Source organism: Nonomuraea sp. NPDC049624 (assembly GCF_040675255.1).
In the GTDB taxonomy this organism is placed as follows: Bacteria; Actinomycetota; Actinomycetes; order Streptosporangiales; family Streptosporangiaceae; genus Nonomuraea.
The window spans coordinates 39,194-59,800 of the sequence record NZ_JBFAOR010000023.1 but is presented as its reverse complement, the minus strand read 5'-3'; the positions used below and the strand labels follow the sequence as shown (position 1 = coordinate 59,800).

At 74.6% G+C, this 20,607-nt stretch carries 17 protein-coding genes; 16 read left to right on the top strand and 1 reads right to left on the bottom strand.

Annotation, left to right across the window (positions count from 1 at the left end; all coding sequences use genetic code 11):
- Window positions 1–152: 152 nt before the first annotated feature.
- Genes AB0J76_RS47875 through AB0J76_RS47860 form a run of 4 tightly spaced genes read left to right on the top strand, consistent with a single transcriptional unit; the run spans window position 153 to window position 4,313 of the window.
- Window positions 153–1,013, top strand: a complete 861-nt coding sequence (locus AB0J76_RS47875; RefSeq protein ID WP_352325100.1) for a tryptophan 2,3-dioxygenase family protein — start codon at window positions 153–155, stop codon at window positions 1,011–1,013.
- Between the two features lie 14 nt (window positions 1,014–1,027).
- The gene (kynU, locus tag AB0J76_RS47870) at window positions 1,028–2,293 is read left to right on the top strand and encodes a kynureninase (RefSeq protein ID WP_352325101.1); all 1,266 of its coding nucleotides are present in this window, start codon (window positions 1,028–1,030) and stop codon (window positions 2,291–2,293) included.
- Window positions 2,290–3,624 (top strand): NAD(P)/FAD-dependent oxidoreductase, encoded by a 1,335-nt coding sequence (locus tag AB0J76_RS47865; RefSeq protein ID WP_364394054.1) that lies wholly within the window; start codon window positions 2,290–2,292, stop codon window positions 3,622–3,624. The genes kynU and AB0J76_RS47865 overlap by 4 nt, the downstream gene beginning before the upstream one ends.
- Window positions 3,625–3,626: 2 nt before the next feature.
- Window positions 3,627–4,313, top strand: coding sequence for an alpha/beta hydrolase (locus AB0J76_RS47860; protein WP_352325104.1), 687 nt, complete (start codon window positions 3,627–3,629; stop codon window positions 4,311–4,313).
- On the opposite strand, the gene AB0J76_RS47855 is transcribed toward AB0J76_RS47860, so the two are convergent.
- The gene (locus AB0J76_RS47855; RefSeq protein WP_352325105.1) at window positions 4,279–5,610 is read right to left on the bottom strand and encodes a M14 family zinc carboxypeptidase; all 1,332 of its coding nucleotides are present in this window, start codon (window positions 5,608–5,610) and stop codon (window positions 4,279–4,281) included. The two genes, AB0J76_RS47860 and AB0J76_RS47855, sit on opposite strands and share 35 nt — an antisense overlap.
- Before the next feature lie 68 nt (window positions 5,611–5,678).
- Here AB0J76_RS47855 and AB0J76_RS47850 point away from each other — a divergent pair, with 68 nt between their 5' ends.
- The 12 genes from AB0J76_RS47850 (at window position 5,679) to menC (ending at window position 20,579) form a co-directional block, all read left to right on the top strand.
- Window positions 5,679–6,290, top strand: coding sequence for a TetR/AcrR family transcriptional regulator (locus tag AB0J76_RS47850; RefSeq protein WP_352325106.1), 612 nt, complete (start codon window positions 5,679–5,681; stop codon window positions 6,288–6,290).
- A gap of 63 nt (window positions 6,291–6,353) precedes the next feature.
- Entirely contained in the window at window positions 6,354–7,787 is a 1,434-nt protein-coding gene (locus AB0J76_RS47845; protein ID WP_364394049.1) for an MFS transporter, read from the top strand.
- 2 nt (window positions 7,788–7,789) lie between these two features.
- Window positions 7,790–8,644, top strand: coding sequence for a M55 family metallopeptidase (locus AB0J76_RS47840; RefSeq protein ID WP_352325723.1), 855 nt, complete (start codon window positions 7,790–7,792; stop codon window positions 8,642–8,644).
- Between the two features lie 59 nt (window positions 8,645–8,703).
- Window positions 8,704–10,269 carry a serine hydrolase domain-containing protein gene (locus AB0J76_RS47835; protein ID WP_352325724.1) on the top strand — a complete coding sequence of 522 codons (1,566 nt, stop codon included), beginning with the start codon at window positions 8,704–8,706 and terminating at the stop codon, window positions 10,267–10,269.
- A 121-nt stretch (window positions 10,270–10,390) separates the two neighbouring features.
- On the top strand, window positions 10,391–11,950 hold the full coding sequence (locus AB0J76_RS47830) for an ABC transporter substrate-binding protein (protein WP_352325725.1): 1,560 nt from the start codon (window positions 10,391–10,393) through the stop codon (window positions 11,948–11,950).
- Window positions 11,950–12,897 carry an ABC transporter permease gene (locus AB0J76_RS47825; protein ID WP_352325726.1) on the top strand — a complete coding sequence of 316 codons (948 nt, stop codon included), beginning with the start codon at window positions 11,950–11,952 and terminating at the stop codon, window positions 12,895–12,897. The genes AB0J76_RS47830 and AB0J76_RS47825 overlap by 1 nt, the downstream gene beginning before the upstream one ends.
- The gene (locus AB0J76_RS47820) at window positions 12,894–13,751 is read left to right on the top strand and encodes an ABC transporter permease (RefSeq protein WP_352325727.1); all 858 of its coding nucleotides are present in this window, start codon (window positions 12,894–12,896) and stop codon (window positions 13,749–13,751) included. The genes AB0J76_RS47825 and AB0J76_RS47820 overlap by 4 nt, the downstream gene beginning before the upstream one ends.
- On the top strand, window positions 13,744–15,456 hold the full coding sequence (locus AB0J76_RS47815) for an ABC transporter ATP-binding protein (protein ID WP_352325728.1): 1,713 nt from the start codon (window positions 13,744–13,746) through the stop codon (window positions 15,454–15,456). Before AB0J76_RS47820 ends, AB0J76_RS47815 begins: the two co-directional genes overlap by 8 nt.
- A 41-nt stretch (window positions 15,457–15,497) precedes the next feature.
- Window positions 15,498–17,048, top strand: a complete 1,551-nt coding sequence (locus AB0J76_RS47810; RefSeq protein ID WP_352325729.1) for an amidohydrolase family protein — start codon at window positions 15,498–15,500, stop codon at window positions 17,046–17,048.
- The gene (locus AB0J76_RS47805) at window positions 17,045–18,652 is read left to right on the top strand and encodes a helix-turn-helix domain-containing protein (protein WP_352325730.1); all 1,608 of its coding nucleotides are present in this window, start codon (window positions 17,045–17,047) and stop codon (window positions 18,650–18,652) included. The genes AB0J76_RS47810 and AB0J76_RS47805 overlap by 4 nt, the downstream gene beginning before the upstream one ends.
- Window positions 18,653–18,705: 53 nt before the next feature.
- The gene (locus AB0J76_RS47800; RefSeq protein ID WP_352325731.1) at window positions 18,706–19,464 is read left to right on the top strand and encodes a GNAT family N-acetyltransferase; all 759 of its coding nucleotides are present in this window, start codon (window positions 18,706–18,708) and stop codon (window positions 19,462–19,464) included.
- The gene (gene menC, locus AB0J76_RS47795; RefSeq protein WP_352325732.1) at window positions 19,461–20,579 is read left to right on the top strand and encodes an o-succinylbenzoate synthase; all 1,119 of its coding nucleotides are present in this window, start codon (window positions 19,461–19,463) and stop codon (window positions 20,577–20,579) included. Before AB0J76_RS47800 ends, menC begins: the two co-directional genes overlap by 4 nt.
- Window positions 20,580–20,607: the final 28 nt, after the last annotated feature.

Here is a 20,607-nt window from a genome sequence, read left to right as displayed (position 1 = left end):
AGCCTCAAATCACGATTTATACCGAAATATAAGCCTATATGGCGATACAGCCTTCCATCTGGCATTCCTTCTCCATCATCCCGACGCCATCATGGGGACAGCAAGGCTAAGAGAAGGGCAAGCGCGTGGACGCGACGCGACAGTTATCAGCAGTGCGGCCGACCACGGCGGAGGAACGCGCCGAACGGGCCAGGGCGACGGGCGGAGCTCCCACCCTGGATTTCGAGACCCGCACTCCCTACGACGCCTACGTCCGCACCGACGTGCTGCACGATCTGCAGCACCCGATGAGCGACGACGCGGGCGAGATGTCGTTCCTCATGATCACTCAGGTGATGGAGCTGTACTTCAAGCTCATCGCCTTCGAGCTGCGCAACGCGCAGGAGCGGCTGCGGGCCGACGACGTGTGGGCCGCGCTGGACCCGCTGCGCCGTACCGTGCTGCACCTGCAGGGCCTGAACGCGAGCTGGCGCGGCCTGCGCTGGATGACCCCCGCGGACTTCAACCGCTTCCGGGACGAGCTCGGCGAGGCCAGCGGCCTGCAGTCGGCGATGTACCGGCACGTGGAGTTCCTGCTGGGGCTGAAGAACCCGGCCCTGCTGCGCCCGTTCAGACGCCAGGAGCGCACCCACCGCGACCTGCTCACCACCCTGGAGTCGCCGAGCCTGTGGGACGACGCCATCGCCCTGCTGGCCCGGCTCGGCCACGACCTGCCCCGCGAGCTGCTGGAGCGCGACTTCGCCGTCGAGCACGAGCCGCACCCGGCCGTCGAGCGGGCCTGGGTCGAGGTGTACCGCGACACCGGCCCCGGCAACGCGCCGCGGCTGCTCGGCGAGGCGCTGACCGACGTGGCCGAGCAGTTCGGCGACTGGCGCTACCAGCACGTGACGGCGGTCCGCCGGTCGATGGGCGCCAAGCCCGGCAGCGGCGGCTCCAACGGCCTGGCCTGGCTGGAGCGCAGCATGGCGCGGGTGGTCTTCCCCGAGCTGTGGTCCGCCCGGACCCACATGTGAAGAACGGACGACACGTGATCGACGACTGGAAGCCCGCCGAGCAGGACGCCCTCCGCCGCGACCGCGACGACCCGGGCCACCGCGAGCTCTTCGTGGTCCCGCCCGCCGACGGCGGCGGCCACCCCGAGTGCGCCTACTTCGCCGGCAACTCCCTGGGGCTCCAGCCCCGGGCGACGGCGGCGGAGCTGGCCGAGGACCTTGAGGCCTGGGCCCGGCTCGGCGTGGAGGGACATCTGGAGGGGGCCCGTCCGTGGCTGCCCTACCACGAGCGGCTCACCGGCCCGGCCGCCCGGCTGGTCGGCGCGCTGCCCGAGGAGACCGTGGTGATGAACTCGCTGACGGTCAACCTGCACCTGCTGATGGTCTCGTTCTACCGGCCGCGCGGCACGCGGACCCGGATCCTCATCGAGGACACCGCGTTCCCCTCCGACAGCTACGCCGTGCGCAGCCAGGCCCGCCTGCACGGCCTGGACCCGGACGAGACGGTGGTCCGGCTGCGCGACGGCCGGGAGGTGCTGGACTTCCTGGACCGCGAGGGCGACACGGTCGCGCTGGTCCTGCTGGGCGGCGTCAACTACCTGACCGGCGAGCTCATGGACATCCCGGCGATCACCGCGGCCGGCCGGGCGAGCGGTGCGGCCGTCGGCTGGGACCTGGCGCACGCCGCCGGCAACGTGCCGCTGGAGCTGCACGCGTGGGGGCCGGACTTCGCCGCCTGGTGCTCCTACAAGTACCTCAACTCCGGGCCCGGCGCCCTCGGCGGCGTGTTCGTCCACCAGCGGCACCTGGGCGACCCCGCGTTGCAGCGGCTGGAGGGCTGGTGGAGCACCGAGCAGGCGACCCGGTTCGAGATGGCGCCGGTCTCCCGGCCGCCGGCCAGCGCCGACGCCTGGCAGGTCTCCAACCCGCCGATCTACGCGATGGGCCCGGTGCGCACCTCGCTCGGCATCTTCGACCGGATCGGGATGGCCACCCTGCGGGCCCGCAGCGTACGGCTCACCGCGTACCTGGAGAGCCTGCTCGACCGGGTCACCCCCACCAGGCCGCTCACGGTGGTCACGCCGCGCGACCCGGCCCGCCGGGGCTGCCAGCTCTCCCTGCGCGTCGAGCGCGGCGGCGCGGCCGAGCTGACCCGCCGGCTGCGCCACGAGCACGGGGTGATCGCCGACGCCCGGGAGCCGGACGTCGTCCGCCTGGCGCCGACGCCCCTGTACTCGACCTACCACGACTGCTGGCGCGCCGCCGTCGCGCTGGCCGAGTGCGTCGAGGAGGACCGATGAACGTCACCGTGGTCGGCGCCGGCCTGACCGGCTGCCTGCTCGCCTGCTACCTGGCCCGGCGCGGCCTGGACGTGACCGTCTACGAACGGCGGCCCGACCCGCGCGCCGGGCTCGCCGAGCGCGGCCGCTCGATCAACCTGGCCATCTCCGAACGCGGGCTGGACGCGCTGCGCCGGATCGGCCTGGAGGAGCAGGTCATGGCCGGCGCGCTGCCGATGCGCGGCCGGATGATCCACCCGGTGGACGGGCCGCTGAACTTCCAGCCCTACAGCCACGACGGGGTGCGCTCGATCAACTCCATCAGCCGCGGCGCGCTCAACAACACGCTGCTGGACGCCGCGGAGTCCGCGCCCGGCGTGAAGATCTTCTTCGGGCACCGGCTGACCGGCCTGGACCCGGCGACCGGCGCGATGGAGTTCGACACCGCGGCCGGCCCGGTGCGCGCGGCGGCCGGCGTGGTGCTCGGCGCCGACGGGGCCGGCTCGGCCGTACGGGCCGAGCTGCTGGCCCACCGGGGCATCAAGGAGAGCCTGGACTTCCTCGGCCACGGCTACAAGGAGCTGACGATCCCGCCCGTGGCCGGCGATTTCGCCTTCGACCCCGGCGCCCTGCACATCTGGCCGCGCGGCACCTCGATGATGATCGCGCTGCCCAACCCCGACCGCTCCTTCACCTGCACGATGTTCTGGCCGACCGACGGCACGTCGAGCTTCGCCTCGCTGAGCAGCCCCGCCGCGATCGAACGCCACTTCCGCACCCACTACCCGGACGTGCCCCCCCTCGCGCCCGGTCTGGTACGGGAGTACATGGAGAACCCGGTCGGCCGGCTCGGCACCGTCCGCTGCGCGCCGTGGCAGACGGACGGCCGGGTCGGCCTGATCGGCGACGCGGCGCACGCCATCGTGCCCTTCTACGGCCAGGGCGCCAACTGCGGCTTCGAGGACGTCACCGTGCTCGACCGGTGCCTGACGGAGACCGGCGGCGACTGGGCCCGCGCGCTGCCGCTGTTCGAGTCGCGGCGCAGGGACGACACCGACGCGATCGCCGAGATGGCGCTGGCCAACTTCGTCGAGATGCGCGACAAGGTCGCCTCCCCGGTGCACCGGCTGACCAAGAGCGTGGAGCACCGTCTGGAACGCGCGCTGCCCGGCCGCTACGTGTCGCGGTACGAGCTGGTGTCGTTCTCCACGGTGCCGTACGCGCAGGTCAGGCGGCGGGTACGGCGGCAGCAGCTGCTGCTGGCCGGGGCCGCCGCGGCCGGGGCCGCGCTGCTGGCGGCGGGCGCGGCCGGGCTCGCCCGGCTCGGCTCCCGCCGGTCCGGCGGGAGGTGAGGATGGAGAACCGCGCCGTCCTGACCCGCCCGGCGCCCGGCCCGCTGCGCACCCTGCGGTACGGGGCCGACGCCGACCAGGTGATCGACCTGTGGCCGGGCGAGGGACCCGTGGTGGCGCTGGTGCACGGCGGGTTCTGGCGCCCGGAGTACGACCGGACGCACCTGCGGCCCATGGCGAACGCGCTGCACCGGGCGGGGTTCGGCGTGGCCGCCGTCGAGTACCGCCGCCGGCCGGGGGATCCGGCGGCGGCGGTCGCGGACCTGCGGGCCGCGGTCGGCTTGCTGCGTCCCTCGGTGGTCGTCGGTCACTCGGCCGGCGGTCATCTCGCCATGTGCGCCGCCCCGGACGGGACCGCCGTCCTCGCCCTGGCCCCGGTCGCCGACCTGCGGCTGGCCGCGCGGCTGGACCTCGACGACGGCGCGGTGACCGACTTCCTCGGCGGCCCGCCGGACGAGCATCCCGGCCTGGACCCGGTACGCCTGCCGGACCGGCGAGGCCCGCTGGTGATCGTGCACGGCACGGCGGACGAGCGGGTCCCCGTCCAGGTCTCGGAGTCGTACCTGGCGGCCCACCCGGGGACGTCGCTGGTGCGCGTCCCGGGGGCGGGCCACTTCGTGCTCATCGATCCGGAGAGCCGAACCTGGCCGCTGGTCAGGCGTGAGCTGACCGCCCTCCTGCCCGCCTGACGGCGTCCGCCGCGAGCAGCGCCGCGCCGAGCTGCACCGCGACCAGCGAGCGCAGCGGGATCGGCGTGCTCCGCGCGTCGGCCTCGGCCTCGGCGAACCACTCGTCGAAGCGCGCGCCGAGCCGGGCGCGCTCGGCCCGGACGGCGGGCGTCGCGTTGCCCGCGGCCAGCTCGGCGTCCAGCATGCGCAGGCAGGTGCCGCAGTACCGCAGCCGCATGAGGTGCACGAGCTGCCGGCCGCCGACCGCCTCGGCCACCGTGGCCGGGCGGTCGGTGCCGGGCAGGCTCTCCCACTCGCCGATGAAGTCGTCGTGGGTGCCGACGAAGTCCTCCAGCGCCCGGCGGAAGGCGGAGCGCACGGTCAGGTCGCCCTTGACGCGGGCGAGGGAGGCGGCCAGCTCGCCGATCAGGTCGCGCTGCCCGGCCAGGCAGTCGCGGATCGTCTCCTCGTACTTCTGGCCGGTCGGGGTCTGGTCGGAGACGCGGGGATCGGCCCAATAGGGCAGCTCGGTGACCAGGTGCAGGGCGCCGAACCGGTCGGCGTAGTCGACGCTGCCGCCGCCGGTGCCGTACGTCGGGCCGATCTCGGCGCCCCGCGGGGTCAGGTAGGCCGCCGGCGCGATCTGGACGGCGCCCGGCAGCTCCGGCGGGCCCATGTGCAGCGGCAGGCCCTCGGCCGTGGCGATGGCGGTCAGGCGGGCGGCGAGCGCGGGGTCGTTGCGGCTGAGGTAGTAGAAGGCGCCCTGGAGCTCGCCGTTGTGCAGGGAGTAGACGAGGGCGGGCCGCACCTCGTCCATCAGCCGCATCAGCGCCTCGGTCTCCGGCAGCGTGCGGTCGAAGAAGTAGTCCTCGCCGGTCAGCGGGAAGGTCCATTCGACCTGGTCGGCCTCGGCCGGGCGGTAGAAGTGCTCGGCGTAGGCGCGACGGTCGCTCGGGCGGGCGTACCAGCCCTCGTTGAGCCGGGCGCCGTCGGGGTCGACGCAGGGGATGAGGTGCCAGCGGAAGCCGAACTCCTCCCGCAGCGCGGCGTCCTCGACGAGCTGCCGCAGCAGCGTGCTGACGGTGAGCGCGCCGATGGGCTCGTTGGGGTGGGGGCCGCCGATGATCACGGCGTCATGGGGGCCCGCGCCGATGGTGGCCACGCGCAGCGGCTCGCCGAGGCGGGAGGTGCCGATGCGGCGCAGGCGCACCAGGTCGGGGTGGGCGGCGGCGAGGTCGTCGAGCTCGGCGTGCATCTGGTCCACCGTCGGGAACGCGGTGAAGTCGGGCACGCGGCTCATGTGGGGGGTGACGTCCATTTCGGGCCTCCTGATAATCTGGATTATTCTAGTAAATCAGATTATCTTTACGGCATGCAGGAGATGTCATGCGGCTGAACAGGGCGGAAAGCAAGGCCGCCAACAGGCGCGCGCTGATCGAGGCCGCCCGCGAGATCGTCGGCAGGGACGGCTCGAAGGCCAAGCTGGAGGACATCACCGAGCTGGCCGGCCTGACCACGGGAGCGGTCTACTCCCTGTTCGGCGGCAAGAACGGGCTGATGGCCGCCATGGTCGACGACTACGTCGGCCCGCTCGACCTGCGCACGCCCGAGACCGGCGGGTTCGGCGCCCGGCTGGCGGACGTCGTGGCCGAGATCGCCCGCCGCTACCTGCACATGTCGGCCGACCCGCAGGCGGCCGGCCGCATGTTGTTCGAGACCCGCGTGCTCGACCTCGTGCTCAACGACCCCGACCTGCACCGCAGGCTCAACACCTCGATCAGGTCGACCGAGGTCGAGTTCGCCGCGCTGTTCACCGGCCGCGAGCACGGCGGGGCCGCCGTCACCGAAGGCCAGGCGCTGCGCCTGGCGCGGGCGCTGTCGGCCCTGCTGTCCGGCCTCGGCCAGAGCGTCGTGCTCGGCGCCCACGAGGCCGACGAGGAGTTCTTCGTCGAGACCGCCCTGGCGCTGATCACGCCGGCGGTGCTCGGACCGGCCTAGATCACGGCCGGGGTTCGGGGGGACCACACGGCCGCACGTCACCCCACCCCGAAAGGCAGAACCATGTCCAGATCCGGCTTCGGCGTCATCGGCGCGCCGGTGTTGTACATCGGCGTGCTCCAGACCATGGAGATGACGCTCTCGCCCGCGCTTCCGCTCGTCCAGCAGGACCTGGGGGCCTCGCCCGGGGCGCTCGCGTGGATCTTCACCGGCTCGCTGATCAGCTCGGCGATCGCCACCCCCATCGTCGGCCGCCTGGCCGACATGTACGACAAGCGGCGCGTGCTGCTCGCGCTGATGGCGATCAGCGGCGCCGGGGTCCTGCTCGCCGCGCTGGCGCCGAACATCACCCTGATGATCGCCGGCATGGCGATCGAGGGCATCTGGCTGGGCGTGCTGCCCCTGACCGTCGGGCTGTTCCGCGACACCCTCACCCCCGAGCGCGCCGCCACCGGCAACGGACTGGTGGTCGGCGTCGCCGCGCTGGCCAGCGCGCTCGGTCTCATCCTGGCCGGGCCGATCACCTCGGCCCTCGGCTACCGGTCGCTGTTCCTGCTGGCCGTGGCCGGCGTCGCGGCGGCCGCCCTGCTGGCCTGGTTCACCGTGCCGTCCACCCCGCGCGCGGCCGGCGGTCGCGTCGACTGGGCGGGCGGGCTGCTGCTCGGCGGCGGCGTGGCCCTGGTCATGCTGGGCCTGACCGCCGTCTCCAGCTGGGGCTGGACGTCCCCGGCCACCCTGGCCCTGTTCGCCGCCGCCGCGCTGACGCTGGGCCCGTGGGCGGTGGTCGAGCTGCGCGTCGCCGACCCGCTGGTGGACCTGCGGCTGCTGGCCGGACGCACCCCGGCCGGGGTGACCGCCATGGGGGTGCTGCTCGGCTTCGCCTCCTTCGGCCTCGTCGTCGCCCTGCCGATGATGCTGGCCGCGCCCGCCGGCACCGGGTACGGCCAGGGCGCCGACACCCTGTGGATCGGCATCTACATGTTCCCCATGGGCGTCGCGGGCACCGTGATCGCGCCGCTGGTCGGGCCGATGACCAGGCTGCTCGGCCGGCGCGCGGTGCTGGTGCTGGGCAGCGTGCTCGTCTGCGGCGGGACCGGCGGGCTGGCCCTGTGGCACTCCGCCGCGTGGCAGGTCATGGCCGCGGTGACGGTCATCGGGCTGGGCGCCTCCATCGGCCTCACCGCCGGGCTCAACGCCGTGGCCGCCGACGTGCCCGGCGAGCGCGCGGCCGGGGTCAGCGGCGTGGTCTTCGTCGCCAAGAGCATCGGCGGCACGTTCGGGGCGCAGTTCGGCGCCATGGTGCTGGCCTCCGGCGCCGTCGCGGGGGTGCCCACCGAGCAGAGCTTCGTCGAGACGTACCTGCTGTCGGCGGCGCTGGGCCTGCTGGCCGTCGCCGCCGCCTTCGTGATCCCCGCGACTGTGCGGAAGACGCAAGCGGGGCCGGCGGTTTCTGCCCTGGCGACGAAGCCGTCCGCCCGCCCCGGTGAAAGCCTGTGACGATGACGAACGTCTACATCTCCATCGACATGGAAGGCGTGGCGGGCATCGCGACCATGGACCAGGTCTCCCGCGCCGGCCACGGCTACCCGCGGGCGCAGCGCCTGATGACCGCCGAGGCCAACGCCGCCATCGAGGGTGCCTTCGCGGCCGGGGCCACCAGCGTCCTGGTCAACGACAGCCACGGCACCATGGACAACCTGCTGCACGAGGAGCTCGACCCGCGCGCCCGGCTGATCTTCGGCACGCCCAAGCTCGACTGCATGGCCGAGGGCGTCTCGGCCGAGCACGACGTGGCCATGTTCCTCGGCTACCACGCCGCCGCCGGTTCGCCGGGCGTGCTCGCCCACACCTACTCCTCGCACTTCTACGAGGTGCGGCTCAACGGCGCGATCGTCTCCGAGGCCGAGGTCAACGCACTCCAGGCGGCCGCCGTCGGCGTGCCGGTGGGGCTGCTCACCGGCGACGACGTCATCTGCGACGTCGCCGGCAAGGCGTTCCCCGGGGTGCGCACGGTCGCCGTCAAGATCGCTCACGGGCACACCGCGGCCGACAGCCTCTCGCCGTCCGAGGCGCGACGGCTGATCAAGGAGGCGGCCGCGGAGACCGTGCGCTCGGCCGGGGAGCTGCGGCCGCTCGAGCTGCCCGGCGTGCTGGAACTGGAGATCGACATGCCCACCACGCCCGCCGCCGAGCTGGGCGAGCTGGTGCCGGGCGTGCGCCGCATCGCCGACAAGACGCTCGCGGCCACCTTCACCACCCCGAGGGAGGTGCTCGGATGCGTGACGACCTGCTACCACCTGGCGGCGGACGCCATGATCGCCAGGATGGCCCTGTACGGCAGACCAACCAGGTAGCCCCCAGGTTTGCCGCTCCGGACAAGCGTTTCGAACCCGGACATCCAGATACTTGAACGATGGATTTTGAGCAGGTAGAACGCGCGCTCGACGCCCTTCCCGGCCTCCGCCCCGGCGGGCCGGGACTGGCGGTCGGGGTCTACGCCGACGGCAAGGTGCTGCACACCGCGGCGAGGGGCATGGCCACCGTCGAGTTCGGCGTCCCGATCGACTCCCGCACCCGCTTCGACATCGCCTCCATCAGCAAGCAGTTCACCGCCGCGTGCCTGCTGCTGCTGGCCCGCGACGGCAGGCTGAGCCTGTCGGACGACGTCCGCGAGCACGTCCCCGAGCTGCGGCTCGGCGTGCCCGTCACGCTCGACCAGTGCCTGCGGCACACCGGCGGCCTGCCGGAGTGGTACGGCCTGCAGGCCGTCACCGGCGTCCCGTTCACCCTGATGGACGAGGAACGCCTGATGAAGATCGTGGCGAGCATGCGCCGGACCACGTTCGAGCCCGGCACCCGCTTCTCCTACTCCAACACCGGCTACGTCCTGGCCGCCGTCGTGATCCGGCGGCTCACCGGCCGCTCGCTGGCCGACTTCGCCCGCGAACGGCTCTTCGAGCCGCTCGGCATGGACGACACCGTCTTCCGCGACGACGCCTCCGTCCCGCTGCCGCGGATGGCCTACGGCTACGACGGCGCCGGCGCGCGGGCCGACACGCAGGAGAGCGCGGTCGGCGACGGCGGCCTGGTGACCAGCGTCGCCGACCTCGCCCCCTGGCTCGGCTTCCTGGCCGACGGCCGGGTGCTGGGCGCCGACGTGCGCAGCGCGCTGCTGGAGCGCACCACGCTCGCCGACGGCGCCGTCCTGCGGTACGCCCGCGGCATCTGCCACCTGACCGTCGGCGAGCTGGACGCCTACGGCCACGCCGGCGGCATGCACGGCTACGTCGGCAACCTGCTCCACCTGCCGGAGCCCGGCCTCGGCGTGGCCGTGCTGACCAACCACAGCGGCCTGGACCCGGTCGGCCTCAGCCTCGGCCTGGCCCGCGCACTCACCGGCCAGGACCCGGCCCCCCGCCCGGCCCCCGCCCCCCGGGCCGACGCCGAGGCGGCCCGGCCCGCCCTGCTCGGGCACTGGTACGACCCGGAGACCGACGCCACGCTCACGCTCGAACCCGCCGGCGACGACCAGGACGGCAAGATCGCCCTGACCGGCGCCGCCGACCTCGAACTCGCCCTCGACGTCGACGGCCGCTGGTACGCCCAGGTGCCGGCCGGCCGGATCTGGATCGTGCCGGAGGACGGGCGGCTGCTGTTCGGCCACGACGGTTCGATCCGGTGGCCGAACGTGTACGAGCCCTGCGACCCGCCGGGGGAGCAGCCCGCCCCGCAGGGCGCCTGGCTCAACGACGAGACGGGCGTGCTCGCCGTCATCGACGAGGGGACGCTGCGCGTCGGCCTGACCTTCCAGGCCCCCGTCGCCCCCGCACCCGCCGGGACGTGGCGGGCGGGCCCGTTCACCCTGCGCCTCGACGGGGACGGCGACCTGCTGCTCAGCGGCTTCGGCCTGCTCGGACTGCGCTTCGCCGCCCAGCCCGAGGGCACCGCGCCCGTCGGCGTCCCCCCTGGTCTGGTCTAGGGCCGTGTTGGCCTGCAGCACGAGCCGGGGCGCGCAGAGTTTGGCTGCCGGGTCAGTGAACGAGGAAGGCCGGGCTTCTAGCGTCCGACTATTCCCCCCGCTCACACCCCGAGGTGGTTCCATGACATCCGCAACCGCACTCGCCAGGCTCGCCACGGGCGCTCTGCTCGTGCTGGTGGCCGGCTGCGCCGGAGCCGCGAGCTCCGGCGCGGCCCCCGACACGCTTCGCTGGGCGACGGGGACGGCCCCCAACAGCCTCGACATCGCCCACGGCTTCAACGACGCCTCCACGACCGTGCAGTTCGCCGTCCTCGACACGATGGTGACCCTCGGCGCGGACGGCAGGGTCATCCCGAGCATCGCCGCCTCCTGGACCCATCCCGACCCGCGCACGTACGTCTTCACCATGCGCGAGGGCCCGAAGTTCAGCGACGGCACGCCCGTCACCGCCGAGGACGCCGCCTACTCCCTGACCCGCCACCTCGACCCCGCCGTGACCTCCCAGGCCGCCAGCTACGTCACGCAGGTCAAGAAGGCCGAGGCCACCGGCCCGCGCACGGTGAAGGTCACCCTGAGCAAGCCCAGCGCCAGCTTCCTGGCCACCGCCGCGCTGGCCTGGCAGATCGTCCCGAAGAGGCTGGCCGCCGCGCACCCGAAGGACCTCGGCTCGCCCGAGGTCGGCACGCTCGGCTCCGGCCCCTTCAAGGTCACGAAGTTCTCGCTCACCTCCGGGGTGACGCTGGAACGCAACGATCTGTACTGGGGCCCCAAGCCGGAGCTGCGCAAGATCGAGATCAAGGCGATCGGCGACGCCGAGACGCTGCGCCTGGCCGTCTCCTCCGGCGAGGTGGACGGCACCAACGACATCCAGGTCAGCGAGACGCGCAAGTGGAGCGCCCTGCCCGGCGTCACGACCTCCTTCTACCCGGCCAACAACATCACCTACCTGTCACTCGGCGTGCGCGAGGGGCCGCTCAAGGACGTGCACGTCCGCCGCGCCATCGCCCACGCCCTCGACCGGGAGGCGCTGGCCACGCTCATGACCAGCGGCCACGGCGGCATCGCCGACCTGATGCTGCCCAAGCCGCAGCTCGCCGCCCTGTACGGCGGCAAGCTGCCCAAGCTGCCCGCCTACCCCCACGACGTGAACGCCGCCAAGGCCGAGCTGGCCAAGTCGGCCCACCCCCAGGGCTTCACCCTGACCGCGCCGTACGACAGCGGCAGCGACGACGTCAAGGCGCTGCAGGCCATCGTCGCCGACCTGGCGGTGATCGGCGTCAAGCTCGACCTCCAGCCGCTGCCCACCGAGCAGTACCGGCAGCGCATGTTCAGCCACCAGGACACCCCGCTGCAGCTCGTCGACCTGCTCTACGGCACCCCCGACCCGGGTGAGGTGCTGCCCGACCTGGTCAGCCGCGCCTCGGCCGGGCCCCAGGGCTTCAACTTCAGCGGCTACGGCTCGCCCGAGACGGACGCCCGGCTCGACGACCTGGGCAAGCTCGAGGGAGCGGACCGTGCCGCCGTCGTCACCGACGTGCTGGCCGAGATCGCCGACCAGGTGCCGTACGTGCCGCTCTACACCAAGGAGGCCGCCGTCGCGCTGCGCAAGCGGTTCACCGGCCAGTTCGGCACCTGGACCATGAACGTCTTCAGCACCATCCGCCCGGCGGCCGGTGTCTGATGGCCTTCGTCGCCCGCCGCCTGGCCGCCGCGCTGCTCCTGCTCGGCGTCCTGTCCGTGCTCACCTACGCGCTGCTGGCGCTCGCCCCCGGGGACCCGGAGCAGGTCCTGCTCGGGCCGCGGCCCTCCACCGCGGAGTCGCGCGCCGCCGTCCGCGCGCAGTACCACCTCGACGACCCGCTGCCCGTCCGCTACGCCACCTGGCTCGGCGACGCCGTGCGCGGCGACTTCGGCGCCTCCCTCTACAGCCGCGAGCCCGTCACCAGCGTCATCGCCGACCGGCTGCCCGTCACCGCCGGGCTGGCCGCCTACGCGATCATCCTCACCCTCGCCGTCGGCCTGCCCGCCGGGCTGGCCGCCGCCATGCGCAGAGGCGGCCCGCTCGACCGGGGCATCACGCTCTCCGCGCTGGTCGGCCTCGCGATCCCGCCGTTCGCGATGAGCATCCTGCTGCTGTACGGCTTCGCCGTCACCCTCGGCTGGTTCCCCGTCTTCGGCGCGGGCGAGACGTTCGCCGAGCGCGTCGCGCACCTGACGCTGCCCGCAATCGCGCTGGCCACCGGGCAGGCGGCGGTCGTCATCAGGCAGATGCGGGCAGCCGCGCTCGACCTGGCCGGGCAGGACTTCATGACCTTCGCCCGGGCGCGCGGCGTCGGCCGGGCCCGCTACTGGATCGGGTACGCGCTGCGCAACACCGCGCTGCCCGTCCTCACGGTCGGCGGACTGCTGCTGGCCGCCAACCTCACCGGCGCGCTGTTCGTCGAACGGGCCTTCGGGCTGCACGGCGTCGGCGAGCTGCTCGTCAGCGCCGTCGGGCAGAAGGACCTGCCCGTCGTCCAGGCGCTCGTCCTGATGGGAGGCGCCGTGGTGGTCGCCGTCAACCTGCTGATCGACCTGGCCTACCTCGCGGTGGACCCGCGGGTGCGTCATGGGGCGGTGGCCGCGTGAGCGTCGTGACGGGGACCGTGCGCCTCGGCGGCCGGGCGCGGCGGCTGCGCCGGTCCAGGCCGGGGCCGCTGACGCTGCTGTCGGGCGGGATCCTCGCCCTGATGGCGTTCGCCGCGCTGTTCGGGACGTGGCTCGCGCCCTACGACCCGGCCGCCCAGGACCTCGCGCTCGGCGCGTCGATGCCCAGCTGGGCCCACTGGGCGGGCACCGACGAGCTGGGCCGGGACGTGTTGTCGCGCTGCCTGGCCGGAGCCCGCTCGGCGCTGCTGTGGCCGCTGGTCGTCGCGCTCGGCACGTGCGCGATGAGCACCTCGCTCGGGCTGCTGGCCGGCTACCGCCGCGGCTGGATCGACGCCGTGATGATGCGGGTGGTCGACCTGCTCATCGCGATGCCGGGGCTGCTCATGCTGATCGTCCTGGTGGGCGTGCTGGGCGGCGGCATCGGCTGGGCGGTGCTGGCGATGGCGGTGCTGTTCACGCCCGGCGACATCCGGGTGGTGCGCAGCCTCACCATGGCCCAGCGCGAGCTCGCCTACGCCGAGGCGGCACGTACACTCGGGCTCAGCCGCGGCCGCATCATGTTCAGGCACCTGCTGCCCAACATCGCGCCCACGGTCGTGGCCGGCGCGCTGCTCAGCTTCGTCGCCGCGCTGGTGGCCCTGTCCGGCCTGTCCTTCCTGGGCATCGGCCTGCCCGCCGGCACGCCCGACTGGGGGCTGATGATCGAGGAGAACCGCGGCCTGCTCGACCTCAACCCGTGGGCAGCGGTGGTGCCCGCCGCGCTGGTCACCGTCGCCGCCACCGCCGCCACCCTGCTGGGCGACCAGCTCTTCGAAAGGCTCTCCGATGCTTGAGACACGCGGCCTGCGGGTCGTCGGCGACCGGGTGCTCGTGGACGGCGTGGACCTGACGGTCGCCGCGGGCGAGACCGTCGGGCTGGTCGGCGAGTCCGGCAGCGGCAAGTCCCTGACCGCCCGCGCCCTCGTCGGCCTGCTCCCGCGCGGCCTGCGCGCCGAGGGGTCGGTCGAGGTCGGCGGCGCGCAGCTCGTCGGCGCGTCCGAGCGGCTGCTGCGCGGCGTGCGCGGACGGCGGATCTCGCTGCTCATGCAGGACCCCTTCGCCATGCTCAACCCGCTGCGCACGGCCGGCGCGCACATCGCCGAGACCCTGCCCGGCCGCACGTCCCGGCAGGAGATCGCGCGCAGGCTGGACGAGGTCGGCATCGACGACCCCGCCGTGGCCGGGCGCTACCCGTTCCAGCTCTCGGGCGGCATGCGGCAGCGCATCGCCCTGGCCGCCGCGCTGGCCGGCGACCCCGAGCTGCTCGTCGCCGACGAGCCCACCACCGCGCTGGACGCCACCACCCAGCACGAGATCCTGGCGCTGCTGCGCCGGGTGCAGGAGGCGCGCGGCATGGGCGTGCTGCTCATCACCCACGACCTGCGCGTGGCGTTCGCCGTCTGCGACCGGGTCGCGGTGATGTACGCCGGGCGCGTCGTCGAGCAGGGGCCGGGCCCGGAGCTGGCCGCGGAGCCCGCGCACCCGTACACGGCCGGGCTGCTGGCCGCGCTGCCCTCGGCGGAACGCACGCTGGAGCGCCTGGTGGGCATCCCGGGCGCCGTGCCGCGGGCGGACGCGGTGGCGGACGTCTGCGCGTTCGCCACCCGCTGCGACCGGGTCGCCGACGCCTGCACCGCGGCCAGGCCGCCGTTGCGCCCGATCGGGCCCGGCCGGCTGACCGCCTGCGTGCACGACACCGCCGGAGCCGCCCGCCCGGCGCTGCGCGAGGCCGCGCTCCCCGCCGCCCCGGCCGCCGGCGAACCGCTGCTGCACATCGAGGACCTGCGCAAACGGTACGGCGCCCACACCGCCCTGGGCGGCGTCAGCCTGCACGTGAACCCCGGCGAGACCGTCGGCCTGGTGGGGGAGTCGGGCTCGGGGAAGACCACGCTGGCCCGGTCGGTGCTCGGCCTGGTCACCCCCGACGGCGGCCGGATCCGGCTCGCCGGCCTCGACGTCACTGACCGGGCCGCCATGGACCCGCGCGAGCGCGCCCGCGTGCACCGGCTCGTCCAGTGCGTCTTCCAGGACCCCTCCACCTCGCTCAACCCCGCCATGACCGTCGGCGCGACGCTGGCCGAGGCGATCGCCAGGGCCGCGCCCGCCGACCGGATGGGCGTGGGCGAGCTGCTGGAGCTGGCCGGGCTGCCCGCCGCGTACGCCGCCCGCCGCCCCAAGGCGCTGTCCGGCGGCGAACGCCAGCGCGTCGCCATCGCCCGGGCCCTGGCCGTCCGGCCCGCGCTGCTGATCTGCGACGAGCCGGTCGCCTCCCTGGACGTGTCGGTCCAGGCGCACGTGCTCGAACTGCTGCGCGGCATCGGCCGGGAGCTGGGCACCGGGATGTTGTTCATCACCCACGACCTCGCGGTCGTCCGCCAGGTCGCCGTCAGGACCGTGGTGCTGTTCAAGGGCGCGGTCGTGGAGGAGGGGACGACCTCGGCCGTCCTGGACGCCCCGGCCCACGACTACACCAGGCGCCTGGTGGCGGCCGTCCCCTGACATGACCGACGAACCTCGTACCCGGGAAAGGTAAGACCTTCATGCACGACCTCATCCTGCGCGGCGGCACCCTGCACGACGGGTTCGGCTCGCCGGGCCGTACCGCGGACGTGGCCGTCGCCGGCGGACGCGTCACCGCGACCGGCCGCGACCTCGGCCGGGCCGCCCGCGTGGTGGACGTGGACGGCATGGTCGTCGCGCCCGGCTTCGTCGACCCGCACAGCCACTCCGACACCGTGCCGTTCATGGCCGGGGAGCAGCCGTTCAAGCTGCGGCAGGGCGTCACCACCGAGATCATCGGGAACTGCGGCTTCTCCTGCGGGCCGGCCGACCCGGAGTCGCCCCATTTCACCCCCGGGATCTTCGGCGAGCACGCCTTCACCACCTTCGGCGGCTACCTCGACGCCGTGGAGCGGGAGGGCACGACCAACAACCTGGCCGCGCTCGTCGGCCACAACACGCTGCGCACGGCCGTCTGCGGCATGGACGCCGCGCCGCCGCCCGGCGCGCTGGAGCGGATGACCGAGCTGGCCGAGGAGGCGTTCGCCGCGGGCGCGTGCGGGCTGTCCAGCGGCCTGGAGTACGTGCCGGGCGCCTACGCCGGCACCGCCGAGCTGATCGCGCTGGCCCGCGCGGCCCGGCGCTGGAACCTCGTCTACGCCACCCACCTGCGCAGCGAGAGCGAGGGGCTGGCCGCCGCGCTGGACGAGGCCGTCGAGGTCGCGGCGGCGGCCGGGGTGCGGCTGCAGGTCTCCCACTGCAAGGCGTCGGGCCGGGCCGTGCACGGCTCGTCGGCCATGCTGCTGGACAAGCTGACGGCCGCCCGCGTCAGGGGTGTGGACGTGCGGGCCGACGTCTACCCGTACCGGGCGTTCTGCACCGGACTGGTCGCGCTGCTGCCGCCGGCGGCGTGCGAAGGCGGCGAGCCGGAGCTGCTCAGGAGGCTGGCCGACCCCGGGGAACGGCGGGCGCTGCGCGCGCTGGCCGAGGACCCGGAGCGCACGACCGGCGTCGGCCTGTGGCGGGAGACGCACCCCGAGGACGTGCGGCTGCTGCGGCACGCCTCCGCCGGCGTCACCGGCCGCTCGCTGGCCGATCTGCTGGACGGCCGCGAGCCCTGGGACGCGCTGTGCGACCTGCTCATGGCCGACCCGCACGCCGACGGCGTCTTCCACACCATGCACGACGACGACGTCACCCGGATCATGCGGCACCCCCTCGTGTCGATCGGCTCCGACGGCGGGCCGCCCGCCGGGCCGACCCATCCCCGCACGTACGGCACCTTCCCCACCTTCCTCGGCGAGTACGTGCGCGAGCGCGGGCTCGTGCCGATGGCCGAGGCGATCAGGAAGGCCGGCTCGGCCACCGCGGCCCAGTTCGGCCTGGCCGACCGGGGCTGGCTGGGCAGGGGAGCGGTGGCCGACGTGTGCGTGTTCGACCCCGCGGCCATCCGCCACGACGGCACCTACGACGAGCCCGCGACCCGCCCGGCCGGCGTCACCCACGTGCTCCTGGGCGGTCGCATGGTGATCGAGGACGGCGAGTTCACCGGCGGCCGGCACGGACGCCTCCTGCGCGGGGGCCGGGCGTGAGCGGCCAGGGCCGGGTGACGCTCGGCGTGCTGCTCGACAGCCTCGGCGCGGAGACGGTGAGCGCGCTGTGCCTGCCGGCCGGCCGCCAGGCGATGGTGGGCGCGCCGGTCATCCACGGCTCCGACGAGCCGCTGGCCGCCTACGCCGGGGCGCTGCTGCTGGCCACCGGGCGGCCGGAGCCGTCCCTGCTGGAGAGCGCGGCCGCGGCGGGCGTGAGCGCGGTCGTCGTCCGGGACGGGCTCGGCGACGCCGCGGCGCTGACCGAGGCGGCCCGCGACGCGGGCGTGGCGCTGCTGGCCGCCGCCCCCGGCCTGGCCTGGGGCCAGCTCTACGCCCTGGTGGACGCCCTGCTCGCGCTCGTCGCCCCGGCCGCGGACCTGGGCGGTGGCCCGGCGGGCGACCTGTTCGCGCTGGCCAACCAGGTCGCCGCCCGCGTCGGCGGCGCGGTGGCCATCGAGGACCTGGCCATGCGCGTCCTGGCCTACTCCACGATCGGCCAGCCGATCGACGACCTGCGCAGGGAGGGCATCCTCGGCCGGCGCGTGCCCGAGCACCCGACGAACGCCGAGGAGTACGCCGCCGTCCTGCGCTGCGAGGGCGCCGTGTGGAGCCACGAGCCGCGCGAGTACCTGCCCCGGCTGGCCATCGCGGTCCGCGCCAGGGGCGAGGCGCTCGGCACCATCTGGGCCATCCAGGCGGACGAGCCGCTCGCGCCCGACGCCGACGCCGTGCTCGCCGAGGCCGCCAGGACCGCCGCCCCGCACCTGGCCCGCCTCAGCCTGGCGGCCGACGAGGCCCGCCGGACCAGGGACGAGTGGGTGGGCCGGCTGCTGCGCGGCGTCGGCCCGGCCGGCGAGCTGGCCGCCTCCCTGGGCCTGCGCCCGGACGAGCCGGTCAGGGTCGTGGCCGCCGGGGACCCGGCCGGCCGGACCGACGTCTTCGCCGCCACGCACGCCGCCGACCTGCTGCGCACCGCCTACGCCGTCTACCGGATCAGGGCCGCCGTCGGCGCCGTGGACGGCCGGACGTACGCGATCGTGGCGGCCGGCGCCGGGACCGCACTGCTGCGCCGCGTCACCGCCGAGACGCTCGGCCGGATCACCGACCGGCTCGGCGGCCACTGGCGGGCCGGCGTCGGACGGGTCGCGGCCTCGCTCGCGCAGGTGCCCGCCGCCGCCCGGCAGGCCGACGAGGCCCTGCGCGCGATGGGCGGCCCGCTCGCGGGCGGCGAGGTGGGCCTGCACGAGGAGCTGGCCGCCGCGCTGTTCCTGCTGGACGCGGCCGCCTCGATGCGGTCCGGCCCGGCGCTGGTCGGCGAGCCGCTGTCCCTGGTGACCGAGCACGACGCCGGGCACGGCACCGAGTACGTCCGCAGCCTGCGGGCCTGGCTGGCCGCCCACTACGACGTGCCCAGGGCGGCCGAGGCGTTGTCGCTGCACCCCAACACGCTCAGGTACCGGCTGCGCCGCATCGGCGAGCTGATCGCGCTCGACGACCCCGACGTCCGGCTCGTGCTGGGCCTTCAGCTCCGGCTGGCCGAGATCGGGGCGTCCGGCGCGAGCGGCGGCCAGAGCCCGGCGTCCGGCACAAACGGCGGCGGCTGAAGTTGGGCTTGCGCGCCAACGATCCGGCGGCGGTCCGGCGGAATGCTGGTGCCATGCTCGAAATCCGCATCCTCCACGGGACCTCCGAGTTCCAGGCCGCCGACCGGCTGCTGCGCCGCGTCTGGAACACCAGGGCGGGCGACGACCCGCCGGTGGCCGTCGACCTCATGTGCGCCCTTGAGCACACCGGCGGCTACATCGGCGGCGCCTTCCTCGACGGCGTGCTCGTCGCCGCCGCCTCCGGGTTCCTCGCCGAGGGGGGCAGCCTGCACTCCCACGTCGTGGGCGTGGCCGCCGAGGCGCGGGGCCGGGGGATCGGCCAGGCGATCAAGGCGCACCAGCGCGCGTGGGCCGCCGAACGTGCCCTGAACTCCATCTCCTGGACCTTCGACCCGCTCGTCCGCCGCAACGCCTTCTTCAACCTCGCCAGGCTCGGCGCGCGGGCCGAGCGGTACGTGCCCGACTTCTACGGGCCGATGAACGACGGCATCAACGGCGGCGACGTCACCGACCGCCTGTTCGCCCACTGGCCCGTGCACCCGGCCCCGGACCGCGAGCCGGGCGCCCTGGGCGGGACCGAGGAGGCCGAGGTGATCCTCGACGAGACCGGGGCGCCGCGTGAGCCGGGCGGCGCGGCCGTGCTGCGCTGCGCCACGCCCGCCGACGCCGAGCGGCTGCGGCGCGAGCAGCCCCGGGAGGCCGCGCGGTGGCGGACCGCCCAGCGGGCCGCCCTGGGCGGCGCGCTGGCCCGCGGCTACCGGATCGCCGGGTTCACCAGGGACGGCTGGTACGTGCTGGAGCGCGCGGCATGAGGATCGCCGAAGCCGAGCTGCGCACGGTCGCGCTGCCCCTGATCACCCCGTTCCGCACCTCGCTCGGCACGCAGACCGTGCGCCGGGCGCTGCTGGTGCGCGTGCGCGGCGCCGAGGGGGAGGAGGGCTGGAGCGAGTGCGTGGCCGACGACGAGCCCACCTACAGCCCCGAGTACCTGGAGGGCGCGGCCGACCTCATCCGCCGTTTCCTGCTGCCCGCCCTGTTCGCGGTGCCGCGCCTCGACCCGGCCGGCGTCGGGCCCGCGCTGGCCCACCTGCGCGGCCATCCGATGGCCAAGGCCGCCGTCGAGACGGCCGTGCTGGACGCCGTGCTCAAGGCGCGCGGCCTGTCGCTCGCCGCCCACCTGGGAGGGGTGCGGTCCAGCGTGCGCGTCGGCGTGTCCGTCGGCATCGCCGCCACCCTCGACGACCTGCTCGACACCGTGGACCGGCACATCGGCGCCGGGTACGCCCGGATCAAGCTCAAGATCGAGCCCGGCTGGGACCTGGAGCCGGTGCGGCTGGTGCGCGAGACGTTCGGCCCCGGCCTGATGCTCACCGCCGACGCCAACACCGCCTACACCCCCGCCGACGCCCGCCACCTGGCCGGCCTGGACGCCTACGGCCTGGCCATGCTGGAACAGCCCTTCGCCCCGGACGACCTGGACGGCCACGCCCGGCTCGCCGCCCGCATGGACACCCCGATCTGCCTGGACGAGTCGATCACCTCGGCCCGCTCCGCCACCGCCGCGATCAGGGCGCGCGCCTGCTCGATCATCAACATCAAGCCCGGCCGGGTCGGCGGCTACCTGGAGTCCCGCCGGATCCACGACCTGGCCCTGGCCGCGGACGTGCCGGTGTGGTGCGGCGGGATGCTGGAGACCGGGCTCGGCCGGACGGCGAACCTGGCGCTGGCCAGCCTGCCCGGCTTCACGCTGCCGGGCGACATCTCGGCGACCGCCCGCTACTACGAGCGTGACATCACCGCGCCGATCGAGCTGACCGGCGACTCCATCACCGTGCCCGACGGCCCCGGCGTCGGCGTCACGCCGGACCCGGACGCCTTGGCGGCCTTCACCACCGACCCGCCCGTCCGCGTCACCCCCGCCCGATGAACTGACCGTCGGCCGGGCGCTTCGCCCC

What these genes read in the sequence shown, in the direction of transcription:
- AB0J76_RS47855 (WP_352325105.1), bottom strand. Translation starts at nt 5,610, where the DNA reads ATGGACGTCACCCCCCACATGAGCCGCGTGCCCGACTTCACCGCGTTC.
- AB0J76_RS47860 (WP_352325104.1), top strand. Translation starts at nt 3,627, where the DNA reads ATGGAGAACCGCGCCGTCCTGACCCGCCCGGCGCCCGGCCCGCTGCGC.
- AB0J76_RS47835 (WP_352325724.1), top strand. Translation starts at nt 8,704, where the DNA reads ATGGATTTTGAGCAGGTAGAACGCGCGCTCGACGCCCTTCCCGGCCTC.
- AB0J76_RS47800 (WP_352325731.1), top strand. Translation starts at nt 18,706, where the DNA reads ATGCTCGAAATCCGCATCCTCCACGGGACCTCCGAGTTCCAGGCCGCC.
- AB0J76_RS47845 (WP_364394049.1), top strand. Translation starts at nt 6,354, where the DNA reads ATGTCCAGATCCGGCTTCGGCGTCATCGGCGCGCCGGTGTTGTACATC.
- AB0J76_RS47865 (WP_364394054.1), top strand. Translation starts at nt 2,290, where the DNA reads ATGAACGTCACCGTGGTCGGCGCCGGCCTGACCGGCTGCCTGCTCGCC.
- menC (WP_352325732.1), top strand. Translation starts at nt 19,461, where the DNA reads ATGAGGATCGCCGAAGCCGAGCTGCGCACGGTCGCGCTGCCCCTGATC.
- AB0J76_RS47815 (WP_352325728.1), top strand. Translation starts at nt 13,744, where the DNA reads ATGCTTGAGACACGCGGCCTGCGGGTCGTCGGCGACCGGGTGCTCGTG.
- AB0J76_RS47830 (WP_352325725.1), top strand. Translation starts at nt 10,391, where the DNA reads ATGACATCCGCAACCGCACTCGCCAGGCTCGCCACGGGCGCTCTGCTC.
- AB0J76_RS47850 (WP_352325106.1), top strand. Translation starts at nt 5,679, where the DNA reads ATGCGGCTGAACAGGGCGGAAAGCAAGGCCGCCAACAGGCGCGCGCTG.
- AB0J76_RS47810 (WP_352325729.1), top strand. Translation starts at nt 15,498, where the DNA reads ATGCACGACCTCATCCTGCGCGGCGGCACCCTGCACGACGGGTTCGGC.
- AB0J76_RS47825 (WP_352325726.1), top strand. Translation starts at nt 11,950, where the DNA reads ATGGCCTTCGTCGCCCGCCGCCTGGCCGCCGCGCTGCTCCTGCTCGGC.
- AB0J76_RS47840 (WP_352325723.1), top strand. Translation starts at nt 7,790, where the DNA reads ATGACGAACGTCTACATCTCCATCGACATGGAAGGCGTGGCGGGCATC.